Source organism: Streptomyces sp. NPDC047043, assembly GCF_040644055.1.
Taxonomy (GTDB): Bacteria; Actinomycetota; Actinomycetes; order Streptomycetales; family Streptomycetaceae; genus Streptomyces.
Genome location: NZ_JBEYVO010000008.1, coordinates 267,958 through 288,819 on the forward strand (window position 1 = coordinate 267,958; position 20,862 = coordinate 288,819).

General features: G+C 69.9%; 14 protein-coding genes. 11 read left to right on the forward strand and 3 right to left on the reverse strand.

The window, feature by feature from the left end; translation table 11 throughout:
• Positions 1-137: 137 nt before the first annotated feature.
• Positions 138-1,430, forward strand: coding sequence for an alpha-L-fucosidase (locus ABZ880_RS15065; protein WP_361261641.1), 1,293 nt, complete (start codon positions 138-140; stop codon positions 1,428-1,430).
• A 1-nt stretch (position 1,431) separates the two neighbouring features.
• On the opposite strand, the gene ABZ880_RS15070 is transcribed toward ABZ880_RS15065, so the two are convergent.
• Positions 1,432-2,478, reverse strand: coding sequence for a LacI family DNA-binding transcriptional regulator (locus ABZ880_RS15070; RefSeq protein ID WP_361261644.1), 1,047 nt, complete (start codon positions 2,476-2,478; stop codon positions 1,432-1,434).
• A gap of 91 nt (positions 2,479-2,569) precedes the next feature.
• Between ABZ880_RS15070 and ABZ880_RS15075 the strand changes: the two genes are divergently transcribed.
• The 5 genes from ABZ880_RS15075 to ABZ880_RS15095 are packed head-to-tail and all read left to right on the forward strand — an operon-like array spanning position 2,570 to position 10,097.
• Positions 2,570-3,892 (forward strand): extracellular solute-binding protein, encoded by a 1,323-nt coding sequence (locus ABZ880_RS15075; RefSeq protein ID WP_361261647.1) that lies wholly within the window; start codon positions 2,570-2,572, stop codon positions 3,890-3,892.
• On the forward strand, positions 3,889-4,815 hold the full coding sequence (locus ABZ880_RS15080) for a sugar ABC transporter permease (RefSeq protein ID WP_361261650.1): 927 nt from the start codon (positions 3,889-3,891) through the stop codon (positions 4,813-4,815). The genes ABZ880_RS15075 and ABZ880_RS15080 overlap by 4 nt, the downstream gene beginning before the upstream one ends.
• Positions 4,816-4,823: 8 nt before the next feature.
• The gene (locus tag ABZ880_RS15085) at positions 4,824-5,690 is read left to right on the forward strand and encodes a carbohydrate ABC transporter permease (RefSeq protein ID WP_361261652.1); all 867 of its coding nucleotides are present in this window, start codon (positions 4,824-4,826) and stop codon (positions 5,688-5,690) included.
• Positions 5,690-7,411 carry a DUF2264 domain-containing protein gene (locus tag ABZ880_RS15090; RefSeq protein ID WP_361261655.1) on the forward strand — a complete coding sequence of 574 codons (1,722 nt, stop codon included), beginning with the start codon at positions 5,690-5,692 and terminating at the stop codon, positions 7,409-7,411. The genes ABZ880_RS15085 and ABZ880_RS15090 overlap by 1 nt, the downstream gene beginning before the upstream one ends.
• A 22-nt stretch (positions 7,412-7,433) precedes the next feature.
• On the forward strand, positions 7,434-10,097 hold the full coding sequence (locus tag ABZ880_RS15095; protein ID WP_361261657.1) for a discoidin domain-containing protein: 2,664 nt from the start codon (positions 7,434-7,436) through the stop codon (positions 10,095-10,097).
• Between the two features lie 21 nt (positions 10,098-10,118).
• Here ABZ880_RS15095 and ABZ880_RS15100 read toward each other — a convergent pair whose 3' ends face one another.
• Entirely contained in the window at positions 10,119-11,330 is a 1,212-nt protein-coding gene (locus ABZ880_RS15100) for a serine hydrolase domain-containing protein (RefSeq protein WP_361261660.1), read from the reverse strand.
• 256 nt (positions 11,331-11,586) lie between these two features.
• Between ABZ880_RS15100 and ABZ880_RS15105 the strand changes: the two genes are divergently transcribed.
• The gene (locus ABZ880_RS15105) at positions 11,587-13,383 is read left to right on the forward strand and encodes a M4 family metallopeptidase (RefSeq protein WP_361261663.1); all 1,797 of its coding nucleotides are present in this window, start codon (positions 11,587-11,589) and stop codon (positions 13,381-13,383) included.
• Between the two features lie 15 nt (positions 13,384-13,398).
• On the opposite strand, the gene ABZ880_RS15110 is transcribed toward ABZ880_RS15105, so the two are convergent.
• Positions 13,399-14,130: a hypothetical protein gene (locus tag ABZ880_RS15110; protein ID WP_361261666.1), complete on the reverse strand. Its 732-nt coding sequence runs from the start codon at positions 14,128-14,130 to the stop codon at positions 13,399-13,401.
• Positions 14,131-14,225: 95 nt separating this feature from the next.
• Between ABZ880_RS15110 and ABZ880_RS15115 the strand changes: the two genes are divergently transcribed.
• The 4 genes from ABZ880_RS15115 (at position 14,226) to ABZ880_RS15130 (ending at position 20,861) form a co-directional block, all read left to right on the forward strand.
• Entirely contained in the window at positions 14,226-15,413 is a 1,188-nt protein-coding gene (locus tag ABZ880_RS15115; RefSeq protein WP_361261669.1) for an ROK family transcriptional regulator, read from the forward strand.
• A 26-nt stretch (positions 15,414-15,439) separates the two neighbouring features.
• Positions 15,440-17,239, forward strand: coding sequence for a carbohydrate-binding protein (locus ABZ880_RS15120; protein WP_361261672.1), 1,800 nt, complete (start codon positions 15,440-15,442; stop codon positions 17,237-17,239).
• A gap of 20 nt (positions 17,240-17,259) precedes the next feature.
• Positions 17,260-19,626 (forward strand): glycoside hydrolase N-terminal domain-containing protein, encoded by a 2,367-nt coding sequence (locus ABZ880_RS15125; RefSeq protein WP_361261674.1) that lies wholly within the window; start codon positions 17,260-17,262, stop codon positions 19,624-19,626.
• A gap of 104 nt (positions 19,627-19,730) precedes the next feature.
• The gene (locus tag ABZ880_RS15130; RefSeq protein ID WP_361261848.1) at positions 19,731-20,861 is read left to right on the forward strand and encodes an SGNH/GDSL hydrolase family protein; all 1,131 of its coding nucleotides are present in this window, start codon (positions 19,731-19,733) and stop codon (positions 20,859-20,861) included.
• Position 20,862: the final 1 nt, after the last annotated feature.

The window sequence follows — 20,862 nt, forward strand, 5'->3', positions numbered from 1 at the left end:
GAAGTGAGCGGAAATTCGCGATAAACGAACCTCGTCCCAGAAAACAAACGAACCAGGTTCGTAAGTCGGCAAGGTGTTTAATGCTGCACGGTGCAAGGGGAAGAATGGCCCCCAGTCGCTTTATCGGAGGCAATGGTTTGACGGAGCCACAGGACATCCCCGCGGCGACCGGCTGGATGCGGGAGGCGAGGTTCGGCCTCTTCGTCCACTTCGGCGTCTACAGCATGGCCGCACGGCACGAATGGGTGCGCAGCTACGAGGAGATCGGGGACGCCGAGTACCAGAAGTACGTCGACCACTTCGAGCCCGACCTGTTCGACGCGGCCGACCTCGCCCGTACGGCGCGCGCCGCCGGCATGCGCTACGCCGTACTGACCACCAAGCACCACGACGGCTTCTGTCTGTGGGACTCGGCGGTCACGGACTACACGTCGGCCCGCGTCTGCGGCCGCGACCTGGTCGCCGAGTTCGTCGCCGCGTTCCGAGCCGAGGGCCTGAAGGTCGGCTTCTACCACTCGCTCCTCGACTGGCACCATCCCGACTACGTCATCGACGGCGTCCACCCGCTGCGCAACACACCGGACGTCGCCGCCCTCAACTCCGGCCGTGACATGGGCAGATACCGCGCCTACCTGCACGCCCAGGTCAAGGAGCTGCTCACCTCGTACGGCCAAGTGGACCTGATGTTCTATGACTTCACGTTTCCCTGGAAGCGCGGCGGGATGCCCGGCAAGGGCCCGGAGGACTGGGACTCGGCCCAGCTCCTGGCGCTGACCCGAGCCCTCCAGCCCGGCATCGTCGTCAACAACCGCCTGGGCATCCCGGGCGACTACGTCACCCCCGAGCAGTACCAGCCGGACCGCCCGCTCACCGAGGACGGCGTCCAGGTCATGTGGGAGGCGTGCCAGACCCTCAACGGCTCATGGGGCTACCACCGCGACAACCTGGAGTTCAAGGACCCCGGCGACCTGGTGCGCATGCTCGTCCAGTCGGTGGCGAACAACGGCAACATGATCCTCAACGTGGGTCCCGACGGCCGCGGGAACCTCGAGCCCCGCGCCCGCACCACCCTCGACGCCATCGCGAACTGGATGCGACTGCACGCGCGTGCCGTTCACGGCGCGGGCCCGGCTGCGTTCGAGCCGCCGGCCCACGGCGTCTACACCCGCCGCGGCAATCGCCTCTATCTGCACCTCTTCGCCTGGCCGTTCCGGCACGTCCACCTGCCGGGGCTGGCCGGCCGGGTGGAGTACGCCCAACTCCTGGGCGACGGCAGCGAGGTCGAGCTCGGCGTCCTCGACAGCACTCCACAACCGCACGCCCACCTCGACCCGTTGCCCCAGGCCGCCGACACGCTGACCCTCACGCTTCCGGTCACCCGCCCCGACGTACTCGTGCCGGTCGTGGAGCTGTTCCTCACGCAGGCGTGAGTCAGCGCGCGGGCGGCCCGCTGCTCTCCCGCACCACCAGCTCCGTGGCCACCTCCACCCGCGTCGTCTCCGGCTCCTGCCCCGCCAGGAGCCGCAGCACCATACGGGCCGCGAGCGCGGTCATGTCGGCGATGGGCGTGCGCATGGTCGTCAGCCGAGGCGTCACCCAGTCCGCGAACGGCAGGTCGTCGAAGCCGACCACGCTGACGTCGTGCGGGATGCGCAGCCCCAGCTCGGCCGCCGCACGGTAGGTGCCCAACGCCTGGTGATCACTCCCGGCGAAGATCGCCGTCGGACGGTCGTCCAACACCAGCAGATCCAGGGCGTGTTGATACGCGAGACCGTGCGTGAAGTCGCCGTAGCGCACCAGGGACGGGTCGAAGGGGAGTCCGGCCTCCGTCAGCGCCGAACGGTAGCCGTCCACCCGGGCGCGTGAGGTCAGCCGGCGCTCCGGGCCGCTGATGACGGCGATACGCCGGTGGCCGAGCTCGATCAGGTGACGGGTCGCGGCGAGTCCGCCGGGCCAGTTGGTCGCGCCCACCCAGTGAATGCCGGGCGCGGGCTCGTCGATCGGGGCGACGAGGGCGTACGGGATCCCGAGCCCGGCGAGATCCGCCTGCTGCTCCGGGGTGAGTTCGGGGACGACCAGGATCGCGCCGCGCGTGGGACGCGTGGCCAGCGAGTCGAGCCACTGGCGTGCCCGCTTCTGCCGCCCGTGCGTCGCCGAGACGACCAGCCCCATGCCTGCCTCGTGCAGCACGTCCTCCGCGCCACGGATCAGCTCCACCGCCCAGGGGCTGTCCAACTCGTTGATGACCAGGTCGATCAGACCGCCGGGCGGTGCCGCGGTGGCCGTCGGCCGCCGCCTCGCCAGATAGCCGTGCTTCTCCAGCAGGCGCTGCACTTTGGCCCTGGTCCCGGCCGATACATCTGACCTGTCGTGAAGCACCTTGGAGATGGTGGAGACCGAAACGCCTGCCTCCTCGGCGATTTCGGCCAGCGTGCGCCTCCTGGCTTCGCCGGATCCTGTCCGAACCGTTGACGTCATCGGATGAATCTCCTACGTTTCCGGAGCGGTCGCAGATTGCGAAAACTATCGCAATCCAACCCTCCGGCGTAGAGGTGGCAGGTGGTTCTCGATGAGGAGATGGCGTCCGGGCCGGAGTTGGCGCACCGCCCCCCTGGCGACCGCCACCGCGGCGCTGTTACTTGCGGGCTGCGGCGGCACCGGGGGAGGGAGCACCGACTCGGGCGGTGGCAAGGGTGAGTTGCTGGTGTGGGTGGACAACACCCGTACGCCGGCCGCCCAGCAGTACAAGAAGGCGCACCCCGACGTGAAGATGCGCATCGTCACCATCCCGCCCGACGCGGGCTACGTCCCCACCAAGGTCTCCCTCGCCAACCGCACCAAGAGCGGCTGGCCCGACGTCGCCTTCCTGACCAACCCGGCCGAGGCGGCGACTCTCGCGAGCGACAAGTTCGGCTACGCGGCCCCGCTCGAAGACCTCGTCCCCAAGTCCGTCCGCGACGGCTTCACCCCCGGCTCCCTGGACACCTGCACCTTCGGCGGCAGGACGTACTGCCTGCGCAACGACATCGCGCCGACGGTCCTTTGGTACGACGCCAAGCTCATGAAGCAGTACGGCTACGAGGTCCCCAAGACCTGGGCCGACTACCGGCAGGTCGGCCTGAAGGCCGCCAAGGACCATCCCGGCACCATCGTCGGCGCCGTCAACGGCAAGTACGGCGCGGGCACCTACTTCGGCAGCAGTGGCTGCCCCACCCGCGACACGCTCAGCCTCACCAAGGTGCACATCGACCTCAGCCAGCCGAGTTGCACCCGAGTGGCCGACCTCCTCCAGCCGATGGCCAAGGCCAAGGCGGTCACGACCGTCGTCCCCACCGACCCCGCTTTCGCCAAGCTGGGCAAGGAGAACAAGATCCTGATGCTGCCGGGCCCGGCCTGGTTCGGCGACTTCATGTTCGGGCCCGCCTTCAAGGTCCCCAAGGGCCGGATCACCGCGGCCCCCATGCCCACCTGGCCCGGTGAGACCAAGTCCTACGCCGGTCAGGTCGGCGGCGGCGCCCTCCTCGTCTCCGCCCACGCGGGCGCCCGTACGAAGGAAGCGGTGGACCTGGTGCGTTGGATGACCACCGATGTCACCCTGCAGGCCAAACAGCCGACTTACCCCGCGTTCACCGCGGCCGCGAAGACGTGGGGCGAGGCCAAGTCCAAGGACGGCTACTACGCCTCCGACCCGATGCCCGCGCTCACCTCCGCGGCGAACGCCCTGCGCCCCGGCTTCGGCGCCGTCCGCTTCGAGGCCGACTGGCAGGCGAGCTTCAACGACACCGTCGGCAAGGCGGCCGACTCCGGCGGCAACCTCCCGAAGGCGCTGGCAAGTTGGCAGGACAAGCTCGACGCGGCCGCCAGGACCAGCGACTACACGGTCGGACCATGACGCTCACGCCCGTCCGCCCGCCGGCGAAGGCGAAAGCACCGCCGGCCCCACCCCGGCGTCGCGGACGCCGGGGCCGCACCACGGCCGTATGGATCCTCATCGGCCCCTACACCCTGTTCCTCGCGGTCTTCGGTGTCGCACCCGCCGGATACGCCCTGTGGACCTCCTTCGTCCACGACGGCTCCTTCTCCGGCGGACGCAACTGGACGGCGGTCTTCGACGACTACCGGCTCGGCCAGGCCGCCCAGAACGTCACCCTCTACCTTCTGCTCTGGCTCCCGGTCCTGCTCCTGACCGTCCTCTCGCTGGCCTTCACCCTGCACGCCCGGCCAGGCAGGACGACGAGCGCCTTCCAACTCGTCTACTACCTCCCGGGCGCAGTCACCGGATCCGCCGCGGCCCTGCTGTGGCTGTTCATGGTCAGCCCGGACAACAGCCCGTTCGGACCGTTGCTGAGACTGATGGACGTACACAGCGCCACCGACGCGCTCTCCGGTGGCAGCCTCATCGCCGTCCTCGCCGTGATGGGCGTCGCGGTGCACGCGGGCGGCTGGATCGTCGTCCTGTACGGGGCACTCACCGCGCTCCCCAGGGACGTCCTGGAGGCGGCCCAGGTCGACGGTGCCTCGGCCTGGCGCACCATGTGGCACGTCAAGCTGCCCATGGTCCGCACGTACGTCGCCTTCGTGCTGATCTCCAGTTTCGCCTCCGGCAGCCAGGTCTTCGTCGAACCCACCGTGCTCGGCACCGGCGCCCCCGGCCAGATCAGCCCCACCTGGTCCGTCAACCAACTCGCCTACGTCTACGCCACCCAGGACGGCGACTTCGGCAAGGCCGCCGCGCTGTCGCTGGCCATGCTCGCGGTCGGCCTGCTGGCCGCCTGGATCGTGATCACCCGCACCCATATGTACGCCACCCGGTGAGTGAGCCGATGACTGTTGTCTCCCGCGGTGCCCGTGCCGTCTTCCTGCTCGGGGCCGCCGCCTTCTTCGGACTGCCCCTGCTCTGGCTGCTCCTGGCGCCGACCCGCACCGCCGACGACCTGACGACCGGCTCCCCGCTCGGCTTCGGCGCGCTCGGCAACGTCGGTGACGCCTGGTCGCACCTGATGTCGTACAACGACGGAGAGATCACTCTGTGGATCGGGAACTCCGTGATCTACGCGGGTGCCAGCGTCGTCCTGGCCCTGGTGTTGTGCGTCCCCGCGGGCTACGTCCTCGCCAAGCACGACTTCGCGGGCCGCCGCGCCCTGCTCACCCTCTCCGTCGTCACGATGATCCTGCCCCCGGCCGCACTCGTCCTGCCCCTCTACCTGGAGATGTCGGCGGTCGACCTCACCGGCACGGTCTGGGCGGTCATCCTGCCGCTGTCCTTCTACCCGTTCGGCGTCTACCTCGCCTTCCTCCACTTCCAGGCCAACCTCCCCGACAGTCTCCTGGATGCCGGACGCGTCGACGGCGCAGGCGAGTTGCGGCTCTTCTGGTCGGTGGCGGTGCCCCTGGCCCGCCCGGCGATCGCGCTGATCGCCTTCTTCGGCTTCGTGCGCTGCTGGACCGACTTCTTCCTCCCCTTCGTCATGCTCTCCGACGACCGCACCTTCACCCTCCAACTCGGCCTGATGTCCCTCCTCCAGTCCACCGGCGCGGTCAACAACTCCAGCGGCTTCGCCGACCTCGACATCCACCAGCCGGAGGCCGCACTCGCCGGCCTGGTCGCCTGCGCACCACTGCTCGTCGGCTTCGTGCTGGCGCAACGTTTCCTGCGGACGGGCCTGCTGGCCGGGGCGGAGAAGGGCTGATGAGGGATCAACTGCAAGAGGAATTAGGGCAGTTGGTGGCCCCGGTCGTGCCGCACTTCAGCGCCGGGCGGGCGCGGGTACGGCTCGGCGTCAACACCGCCATCCACGACGACACAGCCGCCGAACTGGAGTCCTTCGCTCGCCCTTTGTGGGGTCTGGCCCCGCTCGCCGCGGGCAAGGGCGAAGTCCCGCACGCAGACCTCTGGGTGCGCGGACTGGCCTCCGGCAGCGACCCCGACCACCCCGAGTACTGGGGCGAGCCGGGCGACCACGACCAGCGGATCGTCGAGATGGCCGCGATCGGCTTCGCCCTCGCCCTGGCGCCCGAGGCGTTCTGGGACCCGCTCACCGGCCGCGAGCGCGACCGACTGGCCCGCTGGCTGCTGAGCGCCCTGCCCCGCGAAACCGCTGACAACAACTGGCACTTCTTCCCGGTGCTGATCGGCCTCGGTCTGCACCGGGTGGGTGTGCCCCACGACCACTCGGCGATCCGTACCCGCCTGGAACGCCTCGAGACCTTCTGGCTCGGCGACGGCTGGTACTCCGACGGACCGACCGAACGCCGCGACTACTACGTGCCCTGGGCGATGCACTTCTACGGCCTGCTGTACGCCCAACTCGCCGAGAACGGCGACCGGTTCCGTGAGCGGGCGGCCCGTTTCGCGCACGACTTCCGGCACTGGTTCGCCGACGACGGGGCCGCCGTCCCGTACGGACGCAGCCTCACCTACCGCTGGGCGCAGGCCGCGTTCTGGGGCGCGCTGCCCTTCGCAGGGGTGGATGCGCTGCCGTGGGGCGAGGTCAAGGGCCTTCTCCTACGGCATCTGCGATGGTGGCAGGGGCGTCCGGTGACCGGCCCCGACGGACTGCTGTCCATCGGGTACGGGTATCCGCAGCCCGCGCTGGCCGAGCAGTACAACGCACCGGGCTCGCCCTACTGGTCCCTGAAGGCATTCCTGCCGCTGGCGCTGCCCGCCGACCACCCCTTCTGGACCGCCCCGGAGGAACCGGCCCCCGAACTGCCGGCCGTCAGCGCCCAGCCGCACCCCGGCGCGATCCTGATGCGCACCGGCGGTGACGTGACGCTGCTTGCCGGGCGCCAGCACCACGCCTGGGTACGGCAAGGTGCCGCGAAATACGCCAAGTTCGCCTACTCCTCGCGCTTCGGCTTCAGCCTGCCGAACGGGACGCTCGGCCTGGAGCAGGGCGCGTACGACTCGATGCTCGCGCTCAGCGACGACGGCGGCGCGCACTACCGTGTTCGCGAGGAACCCCTCGACCCCGAGACCACGGCCGACACGGTGCGCAGCACCTGGCGGCCCTGGCCCGACGTCGAGATCACCACCTGGCTGACCGCCGCGCCCCCGTGGCACGTGCGCAGGCACCGCATCCGGACCGCGCGTGCGCTGCACACGGCCGAGGGCGCCTTCGCCGTCGACCGCGACGCGGAGGTCGACCGCGCGGCAGGCACCGGCTACGCCCGTGCCTGCGCACCCGTGGGCCTGTCCGGCATACGGGACCTCGACGGCTCGCGCGAGGGCGAGGTCGTCGACTGCCTGCCCGGCACCAACGTCCTCGCCCGCCGCACGACCCTGCCCATGCTGACCGGTCAACTCCCGGCAGGCGAGCACTGGTTGAGCTGTGCGGTGCTCGGCGTCCCCGAAGGAGCCGAGGCCGAGGCGTCCTGGCGGCAGGCCCCAGGACGGGGGACAGGCACATGAGACCCACGACTGGAGACGGGACATGAGACTGAGACAGCTGTCCGCACTGGCCGCCACAACGGCCCTGCTGGTCCTCCCGGTTCAGGCCCAGGCAGCGGAATCCGGTGGCCGTACCTTCCAGGTCGCCCCCTGGGGCGGCGACCACGCGCCCGGCACCCGATCCAGCCCCCTGCGCACCATCGGCGCCTGCCTCTCCCGCGTCCACCCCGGCGACACCTGCCTGATCCATCACGGCACCTACCGCGAACAGATCACCCCGCCCTCCGGCACCGAGGACGCCCCGATCACCCTCGCCGCGTACGGCGACGGCCCGGTGACCGTCGACGGCACCGAACCCGTGACCGGCTGGAAGGAGGCCGGCGACGGCGTTGTCGCCGCCGACACGAACCTGCCGCTCGACCCGGACTTCAACGCAGTGTTCCTGGACAACGGCCGTGCGGCGGAGGGCCGTTGGCCCAACTCCGGCGCCGACCCGCTCAACACCACCTGGGCCGGGGCCGACACCACCTCGACCGACCAGCACATCGACGACCCCGACCTGCCCGACGCCGACTGGACCGGCGCGACCGTGCACCTCTGGGCGGGCTCCAACCCCTGGGCCCAGCAGACCGGCACGGTCACCGCGACCTCGCCCGGCAAGCTGGACTTCAAGGGCGGCAACTACCGCTGCCCGCCCCTGTGCATGGGCAACCAGAACTACCGCAACTACTACCTCGTGGGCTCGAAGGCCGCCCTGGACCAGCCGGGGGAGTGGTACTACGACAAGTCAGCGCACCGGCTCTACATGGTCCCGACCAAGGGCGGCATGACCGGACACACGGTGACCGCCAAGCACCGCCTCTGGGGCGTGGACCTCACCGACAGCTCGTACGTCACCGTCCGCGGCCTCGATCTGTGGGGCACCTCGCTGCGAACGGGCAAGTCGAGTACGGGAGTTGTGGTCGACGGCCTGCACGCCACATACATCTCCGAGTTCTCGACCCTCCCCATGCCGCCGGACAGCGACCTCGCCATCCCACCCTTCGAGGGGCACATCGTCGCCTCCCGCATCCTCGACTCCGGCGTGCAGATCCTCGGCACGGGCAACACCCTGAAAAACAGCGAGATCTCACAGTCCGCGGGTGACGGTGTCCTGGTGCGCGGCGACGGCAACACGGTCACCAACAACTACATCCACGATGTCGGCTGGATGGGCAGCTACACACCCGGCATAGAGATCAACGGCAATGACCACACGGTCACGCACAACACGATCCGCCGCACGGGACGCGCCTCCATCGACACGGCCTGGCAGCTCAACGGCACGGAGTTCCACGGCAATCGCATCGCGTACAACGACATGTCGGAGGCCATGCGCACCTCCCGCGACGGCGCGCCGTTCTACGTCTGCTGCAGCCTGAACGCCACCGGCAGCTCCGTCGACCACAACACCTCCCACGACGCGGACGGTCAGGTCGGCTACTACATCGACAACTACTCCGGCAACTTCCTGCTGCACCACAACGTCGCCTGGAACACCGGCCAGCGGGGCACCGCGTTCAACGGGCACGCCGGACCGAGCATCGGCAACCAGGACCACAACTCCAGCTACGGCGTGGGCATCAACGGCACCTCGGTGCAGGTGTCCAACGCAACGGACGCCTCGCACACATACATCAGCAACATCGTCGGCCCGATGCCGATCACGGTCAGCCAGACCGGTGACCCGCTGCCGGTGGTCCGCTCCAACCTCATCACCGGCACGCCCGGCTACACCGACGCCGTCAACGGCGAACTGTGGCTCACGAGCACGTCACCTGCCATCGACGCGGGCGAGGCGATCGACGGAATCACCACGGACGTACGGGGCACTGCTCCCGACATCGGCGCCTACGAGTACGGCGAGCCCATCTGGTCGACCGGCTGCAACCTGCCCGGCTGTCAGCAGCGCGTCCGGCACGGTGCCTGGACCGCCACAGCGAGCGACGGCACGGATGCCTCCGCCTCCGTCGACGGCGACATCAACACCCGCTGGACGGCCGCCGCCGCACAGGCCCCGGGTCAGTCGCTGACCGTGGACCTGGGCAAGACGAAGACCTTCGACCGGCTGTCCCTGGACGCCGGACGCGACACCAGCGGACAGCCGTACGCCTTCTCGGTCTCCGCCGGCCGCGACGGAACGCACTGGAGCAGCTCCCTCGCCCGGGTCTCCGGCCGGTCCTTCACCCAGGACGCGGTCTTCCCGACGCAGACGGCCCGGTATGTCCGGATCACCCTCACCGCGAGCGGCCCCGCGCCCTGGGTGGTCAACGACCTGCGCCTGTACGGCGACGGGCCCGACGCCTCCAGCACGCTCCAGGCCGAGCAGGCCACGTCCGTGCGGGGAACCGAGCGTGGTACGGCGGCCACCGGCGTGCTGGGCTCCGGCGACCGGATCGGATACCGGCGGGCCGGCGTGAGCGGCGACCGGCTCACCGTGCGCCTCGCCTCCACCTGCACCGCCGGCTGCACGCTCCAACTACGGCTCGACACCCCGCAGGGCCCGGCGGCCGGAACCCTGCCCGTGCACGCCACCGGCTCCGACGGCACCTGGCAGGAGCAGTCGGTCACCCTGTCCCGCGCGCTCGCCGGTGTCCACACCCTCTACCTCGTCGCGAAGGGAGGTCCTCAGGTCGCCCGCGTGGACTGGCTGACGATCCGCCCGTGACGGCGGGCCGCACGGCTTCCGTCAGTGCCGGACGACCCCGGGAGCGACGTCCTCGCTCCGCTCCACGACCGCGCCGGCGCGCCGCAGCTTCGCCTGCTTGCCGCAGAACGCCGACTCCAGCGTGCCCAGCATCGTGTTGAGCACCGCAGCGTTGTTGGAGGTGTTGGCGAGCGCGGCGAGGCTGCGCCTGCCGTCCTTCGTGGCGAACGCGTACGAGTAGTAGCCCTGGACGGCGCCGGTGTGCCCGTACACCGAGATCCCGCACGACAGATCACGGCGCCGCAGCCCGAGCCCGTACGCCTGCGTGCTGTTGACCGGCAGCATGCGCTCCATCTGCGCGAGTTGCGCGGGCGACATCAGCCGGCCGCGGAGCAGCGCGGAGAGGAAGGTGTGCAGATCCTGAGTGCTGGAGATGACCGCGCCCGCGCTCTGCGCCCAGGACACCGTCTGGTCGGTGGCGTCGACCAGCTCGGCGCCCGACCGGTCCGGCGTGAGATAGCCCTTGGCGTGGCGGCCGGGGATCGTCGTGCCGGGGTGGACGTAGAAGGTGTCGCGCAGTTTCAGCGGCTTGAAGATGCGGTTCTGGTACTCGGTCCGCACGGAGTTGCCGGTCAGCTTCTCGATGAGCATGCCGGCGACGACGAAGTTGGTGTTGGAGTACGCGTACGCGGCGCCGGGCGCGTTGGTCCGCTTGTGCCGCAGCGAACGGTCGACCAGCTGACGGTAGGTGAAGACCTTGCTGCGGACCGCCTCGAAGCCGGGGACCGTCTTCGCGAACATCTCGTCGGTGTAGTCGTACAGGCCGCTGCGGTGGCCCAGCACCTGCCGCACCGTGATGCCGCGGTCGGGCAGCAGCCCCGGCAGATAGCGGTCGACCGAGGCGTCGAGGTCGAGCTTCTTCTCGTCCGCCAACTGCATCAGCACCACGGCCGAGAACGTCTTGGTGATGCTTCCGATGCGGAACCGGTCGTCGTTGCCGAGACCCCGTCCATCCCCCCGGTCCGCGAGGCCCACGGCGATCGAGTCGACCGTGCCGTTGTCGTCGATCCGCACCATGGCGCCGGGCGCGCCCTGTCCGAGCGCCTTGTCCAGGACGCCGCGCAGCCCGGCCAGATCGGGTTCCGGAGGCGCGGCGGCCGGGGCTGCCTGAGCGGGGACCGCAAGCAGGCAGAGCACGACCGTGCCGAGGAGCGTTCCCTTGCGCAGGGGCGATGCGAGATGGGTCACATTCATACGAGGCAACCTTCTTCCGTCCCGTCACATCTCCACAACCGACACACAGTTGGTGATCCGGCGATCACTGAGCGGTGCGGATTTGCAAAGTATTGCCATGTATCGCACTGAAAGCGATGATTTAGGCTTTACATGGACATGACTCGTCCGAAAGGGTTCAGCCCTGGGGCCCGACCAGCCCCCATGGCGTTCAACGGCGCCATGCCTCAAGGCGGTTGGTGATCCCGGCCGCCTTGCAAGGAAGGAACCCTCATCAGTGCGTAGACCGCACATACGCAGCGTGGCGGTCGCCGTCGCTGTGACGACGGCCGCCACGGGCCTTGCGGGCACCGCCTTCGGGAGCCCCGACACGGGGACGGGCCAGGCCGCTGCCGCCACCGAGAGCTCGGCCGCGGCCGTGGTGAAGGCCGCCAGTACGGCCGCCTTCGCCCACGCCTCGGCGACCGGCGTCTCCCACGGCGACGAACTGCAGGCCGAGGACGTCATGATCGACCCGGAGGGCGCGCGGCACGTCCGCTTCACCCGCACCCACCAGGGCATGCAGGTACTCGGCGGCGACCTCGTCGTCCACCTCACCAAGCAGCTGGCGTACGCCGGTGTCACCCGGGCCGCCGAGCACACCGTCAAGCCCGCCCTGGCCACCTCCGCCAAGCTGTCGGCCGCGCAGGCCGAGCAGAAGGCGGCGACTGTCGCCAAGGGCGACGCCGGCAGCGCCGAGCTCGTCGTCGACGCCCGTGAGGGCGCCTCCGCCCTGGCCTACCAGGTGCAGGTCAGCGACAGCGGCACGACCGAGGGCGGCTCCCGGACGGTCGTCATCGACGCCCTCACCGGCAAGGTCCGCAGCAACACGCCCGACAGCGACGAGTTCCTCTCGCCCAAGGTGCTGGACGCCCTGCGCGAGCGCGGCGAGACGGCCGACCCCGCCACCGGCATCGGCTCGCAGGCTGCCGGGCTGACGGCGACCCGCTCGGCTGCCGCCGTCCGCTACCCGGTGACGGCCAACGGCACGGGCAAGTCGCTCTTCGTCGGCCAGGTCGCGCTGAAGACCACCCAGACGGCCCGCACCAGCTTCCTGCTGAAGGACCCGACCCGCTACGGCACCGAGACCCGGGACGCCAGGGGTTCGGAGACCGAGAGCTTCAGCCGCGGCAAGAAGATCACCACCACCAACAACGTGTTCGGCAACGGCGCGACTTCGAGCCGGAACAGCGCCGCGGCCGATGCCCAGTACGGCGTCACCAAGACCCTGGACTTCTACAAGAAGACCTTCGGTCGCAAGGGCATCGCGAACAACAGCAAGGCCGCCAAGGCCATGGTCCACTGGGGCAACAAGGTCGCCAACGCGTTCTGGGACCCCACCTGCGGCTGCATGCTCTACGGCGACGGCGACGGTGACATGTTCAAGAAGCCGCTGGTCGTCCTCGACGTCACCGGCCACGAGCTGACCCACGGCGTCGTCGACGCCACCGCCAAGCTCGAGCCGACCCGCGTCGACGCGGACGGCAACCAGTACGGCGAGCCGGGCTCGCTGAACGAGTCCCTCGCGGACATCTTCGGCTCGAACGTCGAGTTCTTCACCAACAACGTGAAGGACAAGCCGGACTACCTGATCGGCGAGAAGCTGGGCCTGGACCAGAAGTTCCTGCGCCGCCTCGACCACCCGTCCCTCGACAAGCTCGAGGGCACGATCGACTACTGGGCGCCCCAGACGTACGACACCGAGGTGCACGCCGGCTCCGGGGTCTCCTCGCACGCGTACTACCTGCTCGCCGAGGGCAGCGGCCAGAAGACGATCGGTGGCGTCAAGTACGACTCGCCGACCTACGACGGCTCGACCGTCAAGGGCATCGGCCGCACCAAGGCCACGGCCATCTTCTACCGGGCGCTGACCCGCTACATGGTCTCCTCGACCGACTTCCACGACGCGCGCATCGCGACGCTGAAGGCGGCCAAGGACCTCTACGGCGCGAGCAGCGTGGAGTACAAGACGGTGGACAAGGCCTGGGCCGCGGTCAACGTGACCGTCGCCAACACGCCGGCCGCCCGGCACTGACGGCACACCGCTCCGTCACACCCACTGCCTCTCCACCTCGTCGGACACACTGAACTCGGCGTCGCAGGAGGGGCAGTGGGCCCTGCCGAAGACATACGTCAGCGCGAGAGCCACCTCGCCCTGGCCCGCGGCGACGGCTTCCCGGTGCAGGCGCGCGCCGATCCCCGTGAGCCGTTCGGGCGGTGTCGGTGTCAAATCCCCCCGGGCCTCCGTGTTCTTGGCGCCCGATCCCACGTAGTCACCCGCCGAGGTGAACGTGCCGTACGAGCCGAAGGCCACGTAGAGACAGTCCTCGCACTCGGGGCATTCGAGGTCGTACTCCTCTCTGGTCACGCCCTCCAGCGCCTCCGCCCATACACCGGCTCCCTCGAAGGCGAGCACCGCCATCTGCAGGTAGACGAAATCCCGCGACCCCGGGGCGGTGAGCAGCCCGCGCGCCACCACCAGCAGTTCGCCGATCTCCCGTGCGTACTGCTCGCGCCGCGTGTCGTCCGGGTCCGCCGTGATCAGTCCGGCCATGAGCACCGCCTGTATCGGCTCGCCGGGCGCCCTGCCCAGCGCGATGTCCGCGAGCACCGGCATCGCCGCCCAGCTCGCCTCGTACACCGATCCCTGATGACACAGCGCGGACCACAGCTCCGACCACACCTTGTCGTCCTCGGGGCCGCCGAGCTGCGCGAACAGCCCAGGGATGTCCTCGGCGCTGCCGTAGGCGTGGGTCAGCTCGCCCCAATTGGTCGTCGTCATACGGCGATTGTGCCGCCCGGCACTGACAGCCGGGTCACAGGCGAATCCTGCTTCTTTTATTGACGACGGAAAAGAAGCCCTCTAGGTTTCCGGCCATGCGCCCGACCCCTCGTGTCGAGACGTTCCCGGCGAACACGCCGGCCGTCTCGCAGATCTTCACCACGGTCCTGTCCCAAGGGCCTCTCACCCGGCTGGAGGTGGCCCGGCGGGCGGGGCTGTCCCCGGCCGCCGTCACCAAGGCGGTCCGGCCCCTGATCGAGGCCGGATACCTGGTGGAGGACACCGCCGAGGAGACCCGCCCGGCCCTCGGCCGGCCCGCGAACCCCGTGCGGGTCGACGGCGGACGGGCCCTGTTCGTCGGCGTCAAGGTGACCGGCGACGAGGTCATCGGTGTCCTCACCGACCTGTGCTGCGAGATCCGTGCCGCCCGCCATGTGCCGCTCGCCGACCGCGATCCCAAGCCGGTTCTCGCCGCGATCGCGGACCTCGTGGGTGAACTCCTGGCCGAGGCAGGGAAGTTGGGCGTCGGCGTGCACGGCCTGGGTATCGCCGTCTCCGGAGACGTCGACCGCGTCGAAGGGGCCGTACGCTACTCGCCGTTCCTGGAGTGGCGGGACGTGCCGCTGGCCGAACTCGCCGCCATGACCACGGGGTTGCCGGTCACCGTCGACAACGACGTCCGGGCCCTGACCGTCGCCGAGCAGTGGTTCGGGGCCGGCGTGGGCCTGTCCGACTTCGCCGTGGTGACCGTCGGCGCGGGCATCGGCTGCGGCCTTGTGGTGCACGGGCGGGTGGTCTCCGGTGCGCACGGCGTGGCGGGCGAGATCGGCCACGTCACCGTCGACCCGGCGGGCCCGCCCTGCCACTGCGGCAACCGCGGCTGCGTGGAGGCGATCGCGGGGGAGGCGGCGATCCTCCGCCGGATCCGTGAGGCCACGGGCACCCAAGTCGCCGATGCCACCGAGGCATTGGACCTCGCCCACCGCGGAGTCACCGGCGCCCGCGAGGTCTACGCACGCGCGGGCGAGGCCATCGGCCGCGGCATCGCCACCGTCGCCAACCTCCTCGGCCCCGAACGCGTGATCATCTCCGGTGAGGGCCTGGCCGCCTACGACCTGTTCGCCGAGCAGATCCGCGACACCTTCACCGCGGCCGCCTTCGGCTCCGCCGCCCACTGCGACGTACAGACCCGCCCGCTGCCCTTCGAGGAGTGGGCCCGCGGGGCCGCCGCCACCGCGATCCAGTCCTTCATCACCCCCGACGACCCGCACCCGAGCCGCTGAACCAACTCCCCCTGGAGGTACGACCCATGCGGTCATCCTCGTACTCCGTCATGCCCGCACGCGCCCTGAGAGCCGTGGTGGTCCTGGCCCTCGCCGCAGGCGCCGTCACCGTCGCGCCCGCGGCCCACGCCGAGACCACCGACGCTGCCGCCGTCGCGGCCAAGCCCTACATGGGCTGGTCGAGTTGGAGCATGCAGTCGTCCAAGTACCCCGGCCTCAACCCGGACGGCGACTACAGCTACCTCACCGAGGCGAACGTCAACAAGCAGACCGACGCCCTGGCCGCCAGGCTCAAGAAGTTCGGCTACCAGTACGTCAACATCGACGCCGGCTGGTGGCGCGACAACACCTGGAAGCCCGAGTACGACCAGTACGGCCGCCAGAAGGCCGACCCGAAGCGCTTCCCCAGCGGCATGAAGTCCGTCGCCGACCGCATCCACGCCAAGGGCCTCAAGGCCGGCATCTACCTGCCGGTGGGCCTGGAGAAGGAGGCGTACGGCGACGGGAAGACGCCCATCTGGAACGCCGACGGCTGCACCACCGCCGACATCGTCTACGGTGACCTGCGCACCACGAACGGCTGGGACAGCTCGTACAAGCTCGACTTCTCCCGACCCTGCACCCAGAAGTACATAGATTCACAGGCCCAGTTGATCGCCGGCTGGGGCTATGACTTCCTCAAGCTCGACGGCGTCGGTCCCGGCTCCGGCAAGAGCGGTGACCAGTACGACAACGTTGCCGACGTGGCCGCCTGGAACAAGGCCATCGCCGCCACCGGCCGCCCCGTCCACCTCGAACTGTCCTGGTCCCTGGACATCGGGCACGCCGCCGACTGGAAGAAGTACTCGCAGGGCTGGCGCATCGACACCGACGTCGAGTGCTACTGCAACACCCTCGTCAGCTGGGAGAACTCCGTCGACGACCGCTGGGACGACGCCCCCGGCTGGACGAAGCACGCGGGTTCCGGCGGCTGGAACGACCTCGACTCCCTCGATGTCGGCAACGGTGAGATGGACGGCCTCACCAAGGCCGAGCGGCAGAGTTACGCCACCCTCTGGGCCATCGCCAAGTCCCCGCTCTACACCGGCGACGACCTCACCCGCCTCGACTCCTACGGCCTCTCCCTCCTGACCAACAAGGAGGTCATCGCCGTCAACCAGGGCGCCACACCGCCCGCACGCCCGATCACCCCGTCCGACCCGCAGCAGGTGTGGGCCGCGAAGAACCCCGACGGCAGCTACACCGTCGCCCTCTTCAACCTCGCCGACTCGCCCGCCGCCGTCACCGCGCACTGGGCCTCCCTCGGCTTCACCGGCAAGGCCGCCGTCCGTGACCTGTGGAACCACGAGAACCTCGGCACCTACAAGGACAAGGTCACCCAGGCCCTGCCCGCCCACGGCTCCCGCCTGTTCACCGTCACCCCGCACGGCAGCGCCCTCGCCTTCACCGGATACGAGGCCGAGTCGAGCGGCAACACCCTCGCCGGTAACGCGTCCGTCGCCGACTGCTCCGCCTGCTCCGGCGGCAAGAAGGTCGGCAACCTCTACCTCGGTGGCAAGCTCACCTTCAACGACATCACCGTCGACAAGGCCGGCACCTACCTGGTGAAGATCGCCTACGTCAGCGGCGACGCCCGGTCGGTCGCCGTCTCCGCCAACGGCGGCGGCGCCACCAGCCACAAGTTCCCGTCCACGGGCGACTGGGGGACGGCCGAAACGGTCGGTGTCCCGTTGACCCTCAAGGCCGGCTCCAACACGATCACCTTCGACAGCGGCAACAGCTACGCGCCGGACATCGACCGGATCGACGTACCGAAGTCGTCCTGAACGACCCACCAGGAGCCGCCATGAGCACCGATCCCTCCTCCATGCTGCCCAGACGCAACCTGCTGGCCCTCGCCACGGCCACCGGAGCCGCCCTGGCCACCCTCCCCGCCTTCACCGCCTCGGCCGCACCACAGCGGCCCGGCAACTCCGCCTCGTACCAGAGCAGTTCACCCGAGACGCTGTGGTGGCAGGCCCCCGCCGACGACAACTCCATGATCGAACAGGGTCTGCCCGTCGGCAACGGCCGCCTGGGTGCCCTGGCGAGCAACGACCCCGGCCGCGAGCTCCTCCTCGTCACCGACGCCACGATGTGGACCGGCGGCCTCAACGACACCCTCGACTCCGACGGCCAATTCCCCTACGGCCGCGACGACTTCGGCTCCTTCACCCTGCTGGGCCGGCTCACCGTCGACATCCCCGACCACGACCTGGGCGCGGTCTCCGGCTACCGGCGCACCCTCGACCTCGCGCAGGGCGTGGTGACCACGTCGTACGTCCGCTCGGGCGTGACGTACCGGAGGCAGATCTTCGCCAGCCGGCCGGACGACGCGATCGTCCTGCACTTCACACAGAGCGGGGGAGGGCGCTACACCGGCACGGTCACGCTGGAGGGGACGCACGGCGAGGACGCAGGCGTCTCGTTCGGCGCCGCCTTTGCCAACGGCCTGAAGTACGGGGCCGCAGTCACCGCGTACGGCACCGGAGGCCGCGTCACCGTCAGCGGCACGCACATCGCCTTCTCCGGCTGCAAGGACCTCACCGTGGTGGTGAGCGGCGGCACCAACTACGCTCCGGACGCGGCCAAGGGCTATCGCGATCCGTCCTTGGATCCGCAGCGTCTCGCCCGCGCCAAGGTGCGTGACGCCGCCGCCCACTCGGCCGACACCCTGCTGCGCACCCATGTCGCCGACCACCGCGCCCTGTTCGGGACGTTCTCGCTCACACTCGGTACGTCCTCAGCCGATCAGCGGTCCATGGACACATGGGAGCGGATCAAGGCCCGTGCCCGGGACGGCGAGCCCGACCCCGAACTCGAGGCCGCATACGTGCAGTTCGGGCGGTACCTGGTGATCGCCGGGTCACGCGGCAGCCTGCCGCTCGGCCTGCAGGGGCTGTGGCTCGACGGCAACGACCCCGCCTGGATGGGCGACTACCACACCGACATCAACATCCAGATGAACTACTGGGCGGCCGACCGGGCGGGCCTGTCCCCGTGCTTCGACGCCCTCACCGACTACTGCGTCGCCCAGGTCCCGTCCTGGACCGACCTCACCCGCCGCCTGTTCAACGACTCCCGCAACCGCTATCGCAACTCCACCGGCAAGAACGCCGGTTGGACCGTGGCCATCTCCACCAACCCCTACGGCGGAGGCGGCTGGTGGTGGCACCCCGCGGGCAACGCCTGGCTGTGCAACACCCTCTGGGAACACTACGAGTTCACCCGCTCGCGCTCCCACCTGGAGAAGATCTACCCCCTGCTCAAAGGCGCCTGCGAGTTCTGGGAGGCACGGCTGCTCACCACGACCCTCCCGGGCAGCTCGCGCGAGGTCCTGATCGCCGACAGCGACTGGTCGCCCGAGCACGGCCCCCTCGACGCCAAGGGGATCACCTACGCCCAGGAGCTGGTGCGGGCGCTGTTCGGCAACTACTGCACCGCCGCGGCGGAACTGAAGCGGGACGGCGGTTACGCGGACACCGTCTCGGGCCTGCGCAAGCGTCTGTATCTTCCAGAGGTGAGCCCGAAGACCGGCTGGCTGGAGGAGTGGATGTCCCCGGACAACCTCGGCGAGACCACCCATCGGCACCTGTCGCCGCTGATCGGCCTCTTCCCCGGCGACCGCATCCGCCCCGACGGCTCCACCCCGGACGACATCGTGGAAGGCGCCACCGCCCTGCTCACCGCGCGCGGCATGGAGAGCTTCGGCTGGGCCAACGCCTGGCGCAGCCTGTGCTGGGCCCGCCTCAAGAACGCCGACAAGGCCTACCAGCTGATCGTCAACAACCTCCGCCCGTCGACCAATGGCGGCAACGGCACCGCCCCCAACCTCTTCGACATCTACGAACTCGGGCCGGGCAACGGCGTCTTCCAGATCGACGCCAACTTCGGCACCCCGGCGGCCGTGATCGAGATGCTCCTGTACTCCCGCCCGGGCCACCTGGAACTCCTTCCGGCACTCCCCGAGGCCTGGGCGAAGTCCGGCTCCGTGAACGGCATCGGCGCCCGCGGCGGCTTCGTCGTCGATCTCGACTGGAGGGACGGCAGACCGACCGAAGCGCGCATCCGCAGCGTCGGCGGTCGCACCACGACGGTGGCGTACGGCGGCGTGTCACGGACCGTGACCCTGCAACCCGGCGGATCCGTCACGCTGAAGGACCTCGCCCGGTGAGGGCCCGCTCCGTACGTGCGGCCCGACTGGGGGTCCTCCTGCTGCTGACCGGCGGAGCCCAGGCCACGCCCGTGCACGCGTCCGACGTCCCGCACGAGTTCACCGTGCTGGGCGCGCCCGCGGACCCGCGGTCCGTCGTCACCTGGGGCGCGAGCGCCGACCGCATGGGCGACGGCGTCGCCGACCGCGGCTACCGGCTGGTCGTGCACACCAGCACCGGCGGCACCGATCTGCGGATCCGGCTCTCCAACGCCTTCGGGGACCGGCCCGTGACCTTCGACGACGTCCACGCCGGCATCCAGCGGACGGGCGCCGAACTGGTCCGCGGCAGCAACCACGCCCTGACCTTCGAAGGCGCCCGCTCCGTCACCGTCCCCGCCGGCGCTGTCGCGGTCAGCGACCCGCTGCCCGGCAGGCTCCCCGCCACGACGAACCTGGTCGTCAGCATCCACTCGCCCGACGCGGCGGGCCCGGCCACCGGCCACTGGATGGCCATGCAGACGTCCTACACGACCCAGGGCGACCACACCGCCGAGGAGAGCGCCGCCAACTGGACGGAGACCACCGGCTCCTGGTCCTACCTGGACTCCGTCACCGTACGACCGTCCGCGGGCACCGGAGCCGTCGTAGCCCTCGGCGACTCCATCACCGACGGCTGGCAGTCCACCACGGACCTCAATCGCCGCTGGCCCGACTACCTCGCCCGCCGCCTGCAGACCGCCCGCACCCACGTCAAGGGCGTCGCCAACGAGGGGATCTCCGGCAACAAGGTGCTGGCCGACGGCGCCGGGCAGAGCGCCCTGAACCGGCTGCAGCGCGACGTCCTGTCCCAGCCGGGCGTGCGTACGGTCTTCCTCTTCGAGGGCGTCAACGACCTCAAGGCCCACACCGGAGTCACCGCCCAGGACCTGATCGCCGGCTACCGCGAGATCGCCGACCGGGTCCACGCGGCGGGCAAGTGCGTCGTCGTCGCCACCGTCGCCCCCTTCAAAGGCTGGTCCGAATGGGACCCGGCGGCCGAGGCCGTACGTCGGGACGTCAACCAATTCATCCGCACCAGCGCCGACTTCGACGCCGTCACCGACTTCGACCACATCCTGCGCAACCCCTACGACCCCGAGCGCATCTTCCCCTCCTTCGACGGCGGCGACCATCTGCACCCGAACGACAAGGGAATGCAGGCCATGGCCGACGCGGTCGACCTCCCCAGCCTCGACTGCACGGGACGGGGGTGAG

Coding starts and splice junctions, on each gene's coding strand:
- ABZ880_RS15110 (WP_361261666.1), bottom strand. CDS start 14,130: ATGACGACGACCAATTGGGGCGAGCTGACCCACGCCTACGGCAGCGCC.
- ABZ880_RS15125 (WP_361261674.1), top strand. CDS start 17,260: ATGAGCACCGATCCCTCCTCCATGCTGCCCAGACGCAACCTGCTGGCC.
- ABZ880_RS15070 (WP_361261644.1), bottom strand. CDS start 2,478: ATGACGTCAACGGTTCGGACAGGATCCGGCGAAGCCAGGAGGCGCACG.
- ABZ880_RS15075 (WP_361261647.1), top strand. CDS start 2,570: ATGAGGAGATGGCGTCCGGGCCGGAGTTGGCGCACCGCCCCCCTGGCG.
- ABZ880_RS15115 (WP_361261669.1), top strand. CDS start 14,226: ATGCGCCCGACCCCTCGTGTCGAGACGTTCCCGGCGAACACGCCGGCC.
- ABZ880_RS15085 (WP_361261652.1), top strand. CDS start 4,824: ATGACTGTTGTCTCCCGCGGTGCCCGTGCCGTCTTCCTGCTCGGGGCC.
- ABZ880_RS15080 (WP_361261650.1), top strand. CDS start 3,889: ATGACGCTCACGCCCGTCCGCCCGCCGGCGAAGGCGAAAGCACCGCCG.
- ABZ880_RS15100 (WP_361261660.1), bottom strand. CDS start 11,330: ATGAATGTGACCCATCTCGCATCGCCCCTGCGCAAGGGAACGCTCCTC.
- ABZ880_RS15095 (WP_361261657.1), top strand. CDS start 7,434: ATGAGACTGAGACAGCTGTCCGCACTGGCCGCCACAACGGCCCTGCTG.
- ABZ880_RS15120 (WP_361261672.1), top strand. CDS start 15,440: ATGCGGTCATCCTCGTACTCCGTCATGCCCGCACGCGCCCTGAGAGCC.
- ABZ880_RS15090 (WP_361261655.1), top strand. CDS start 5,690: ATGAGGGATCAACTGCAAGAGGAATTAGGGCAGTTGGTGGCCCCGGTC.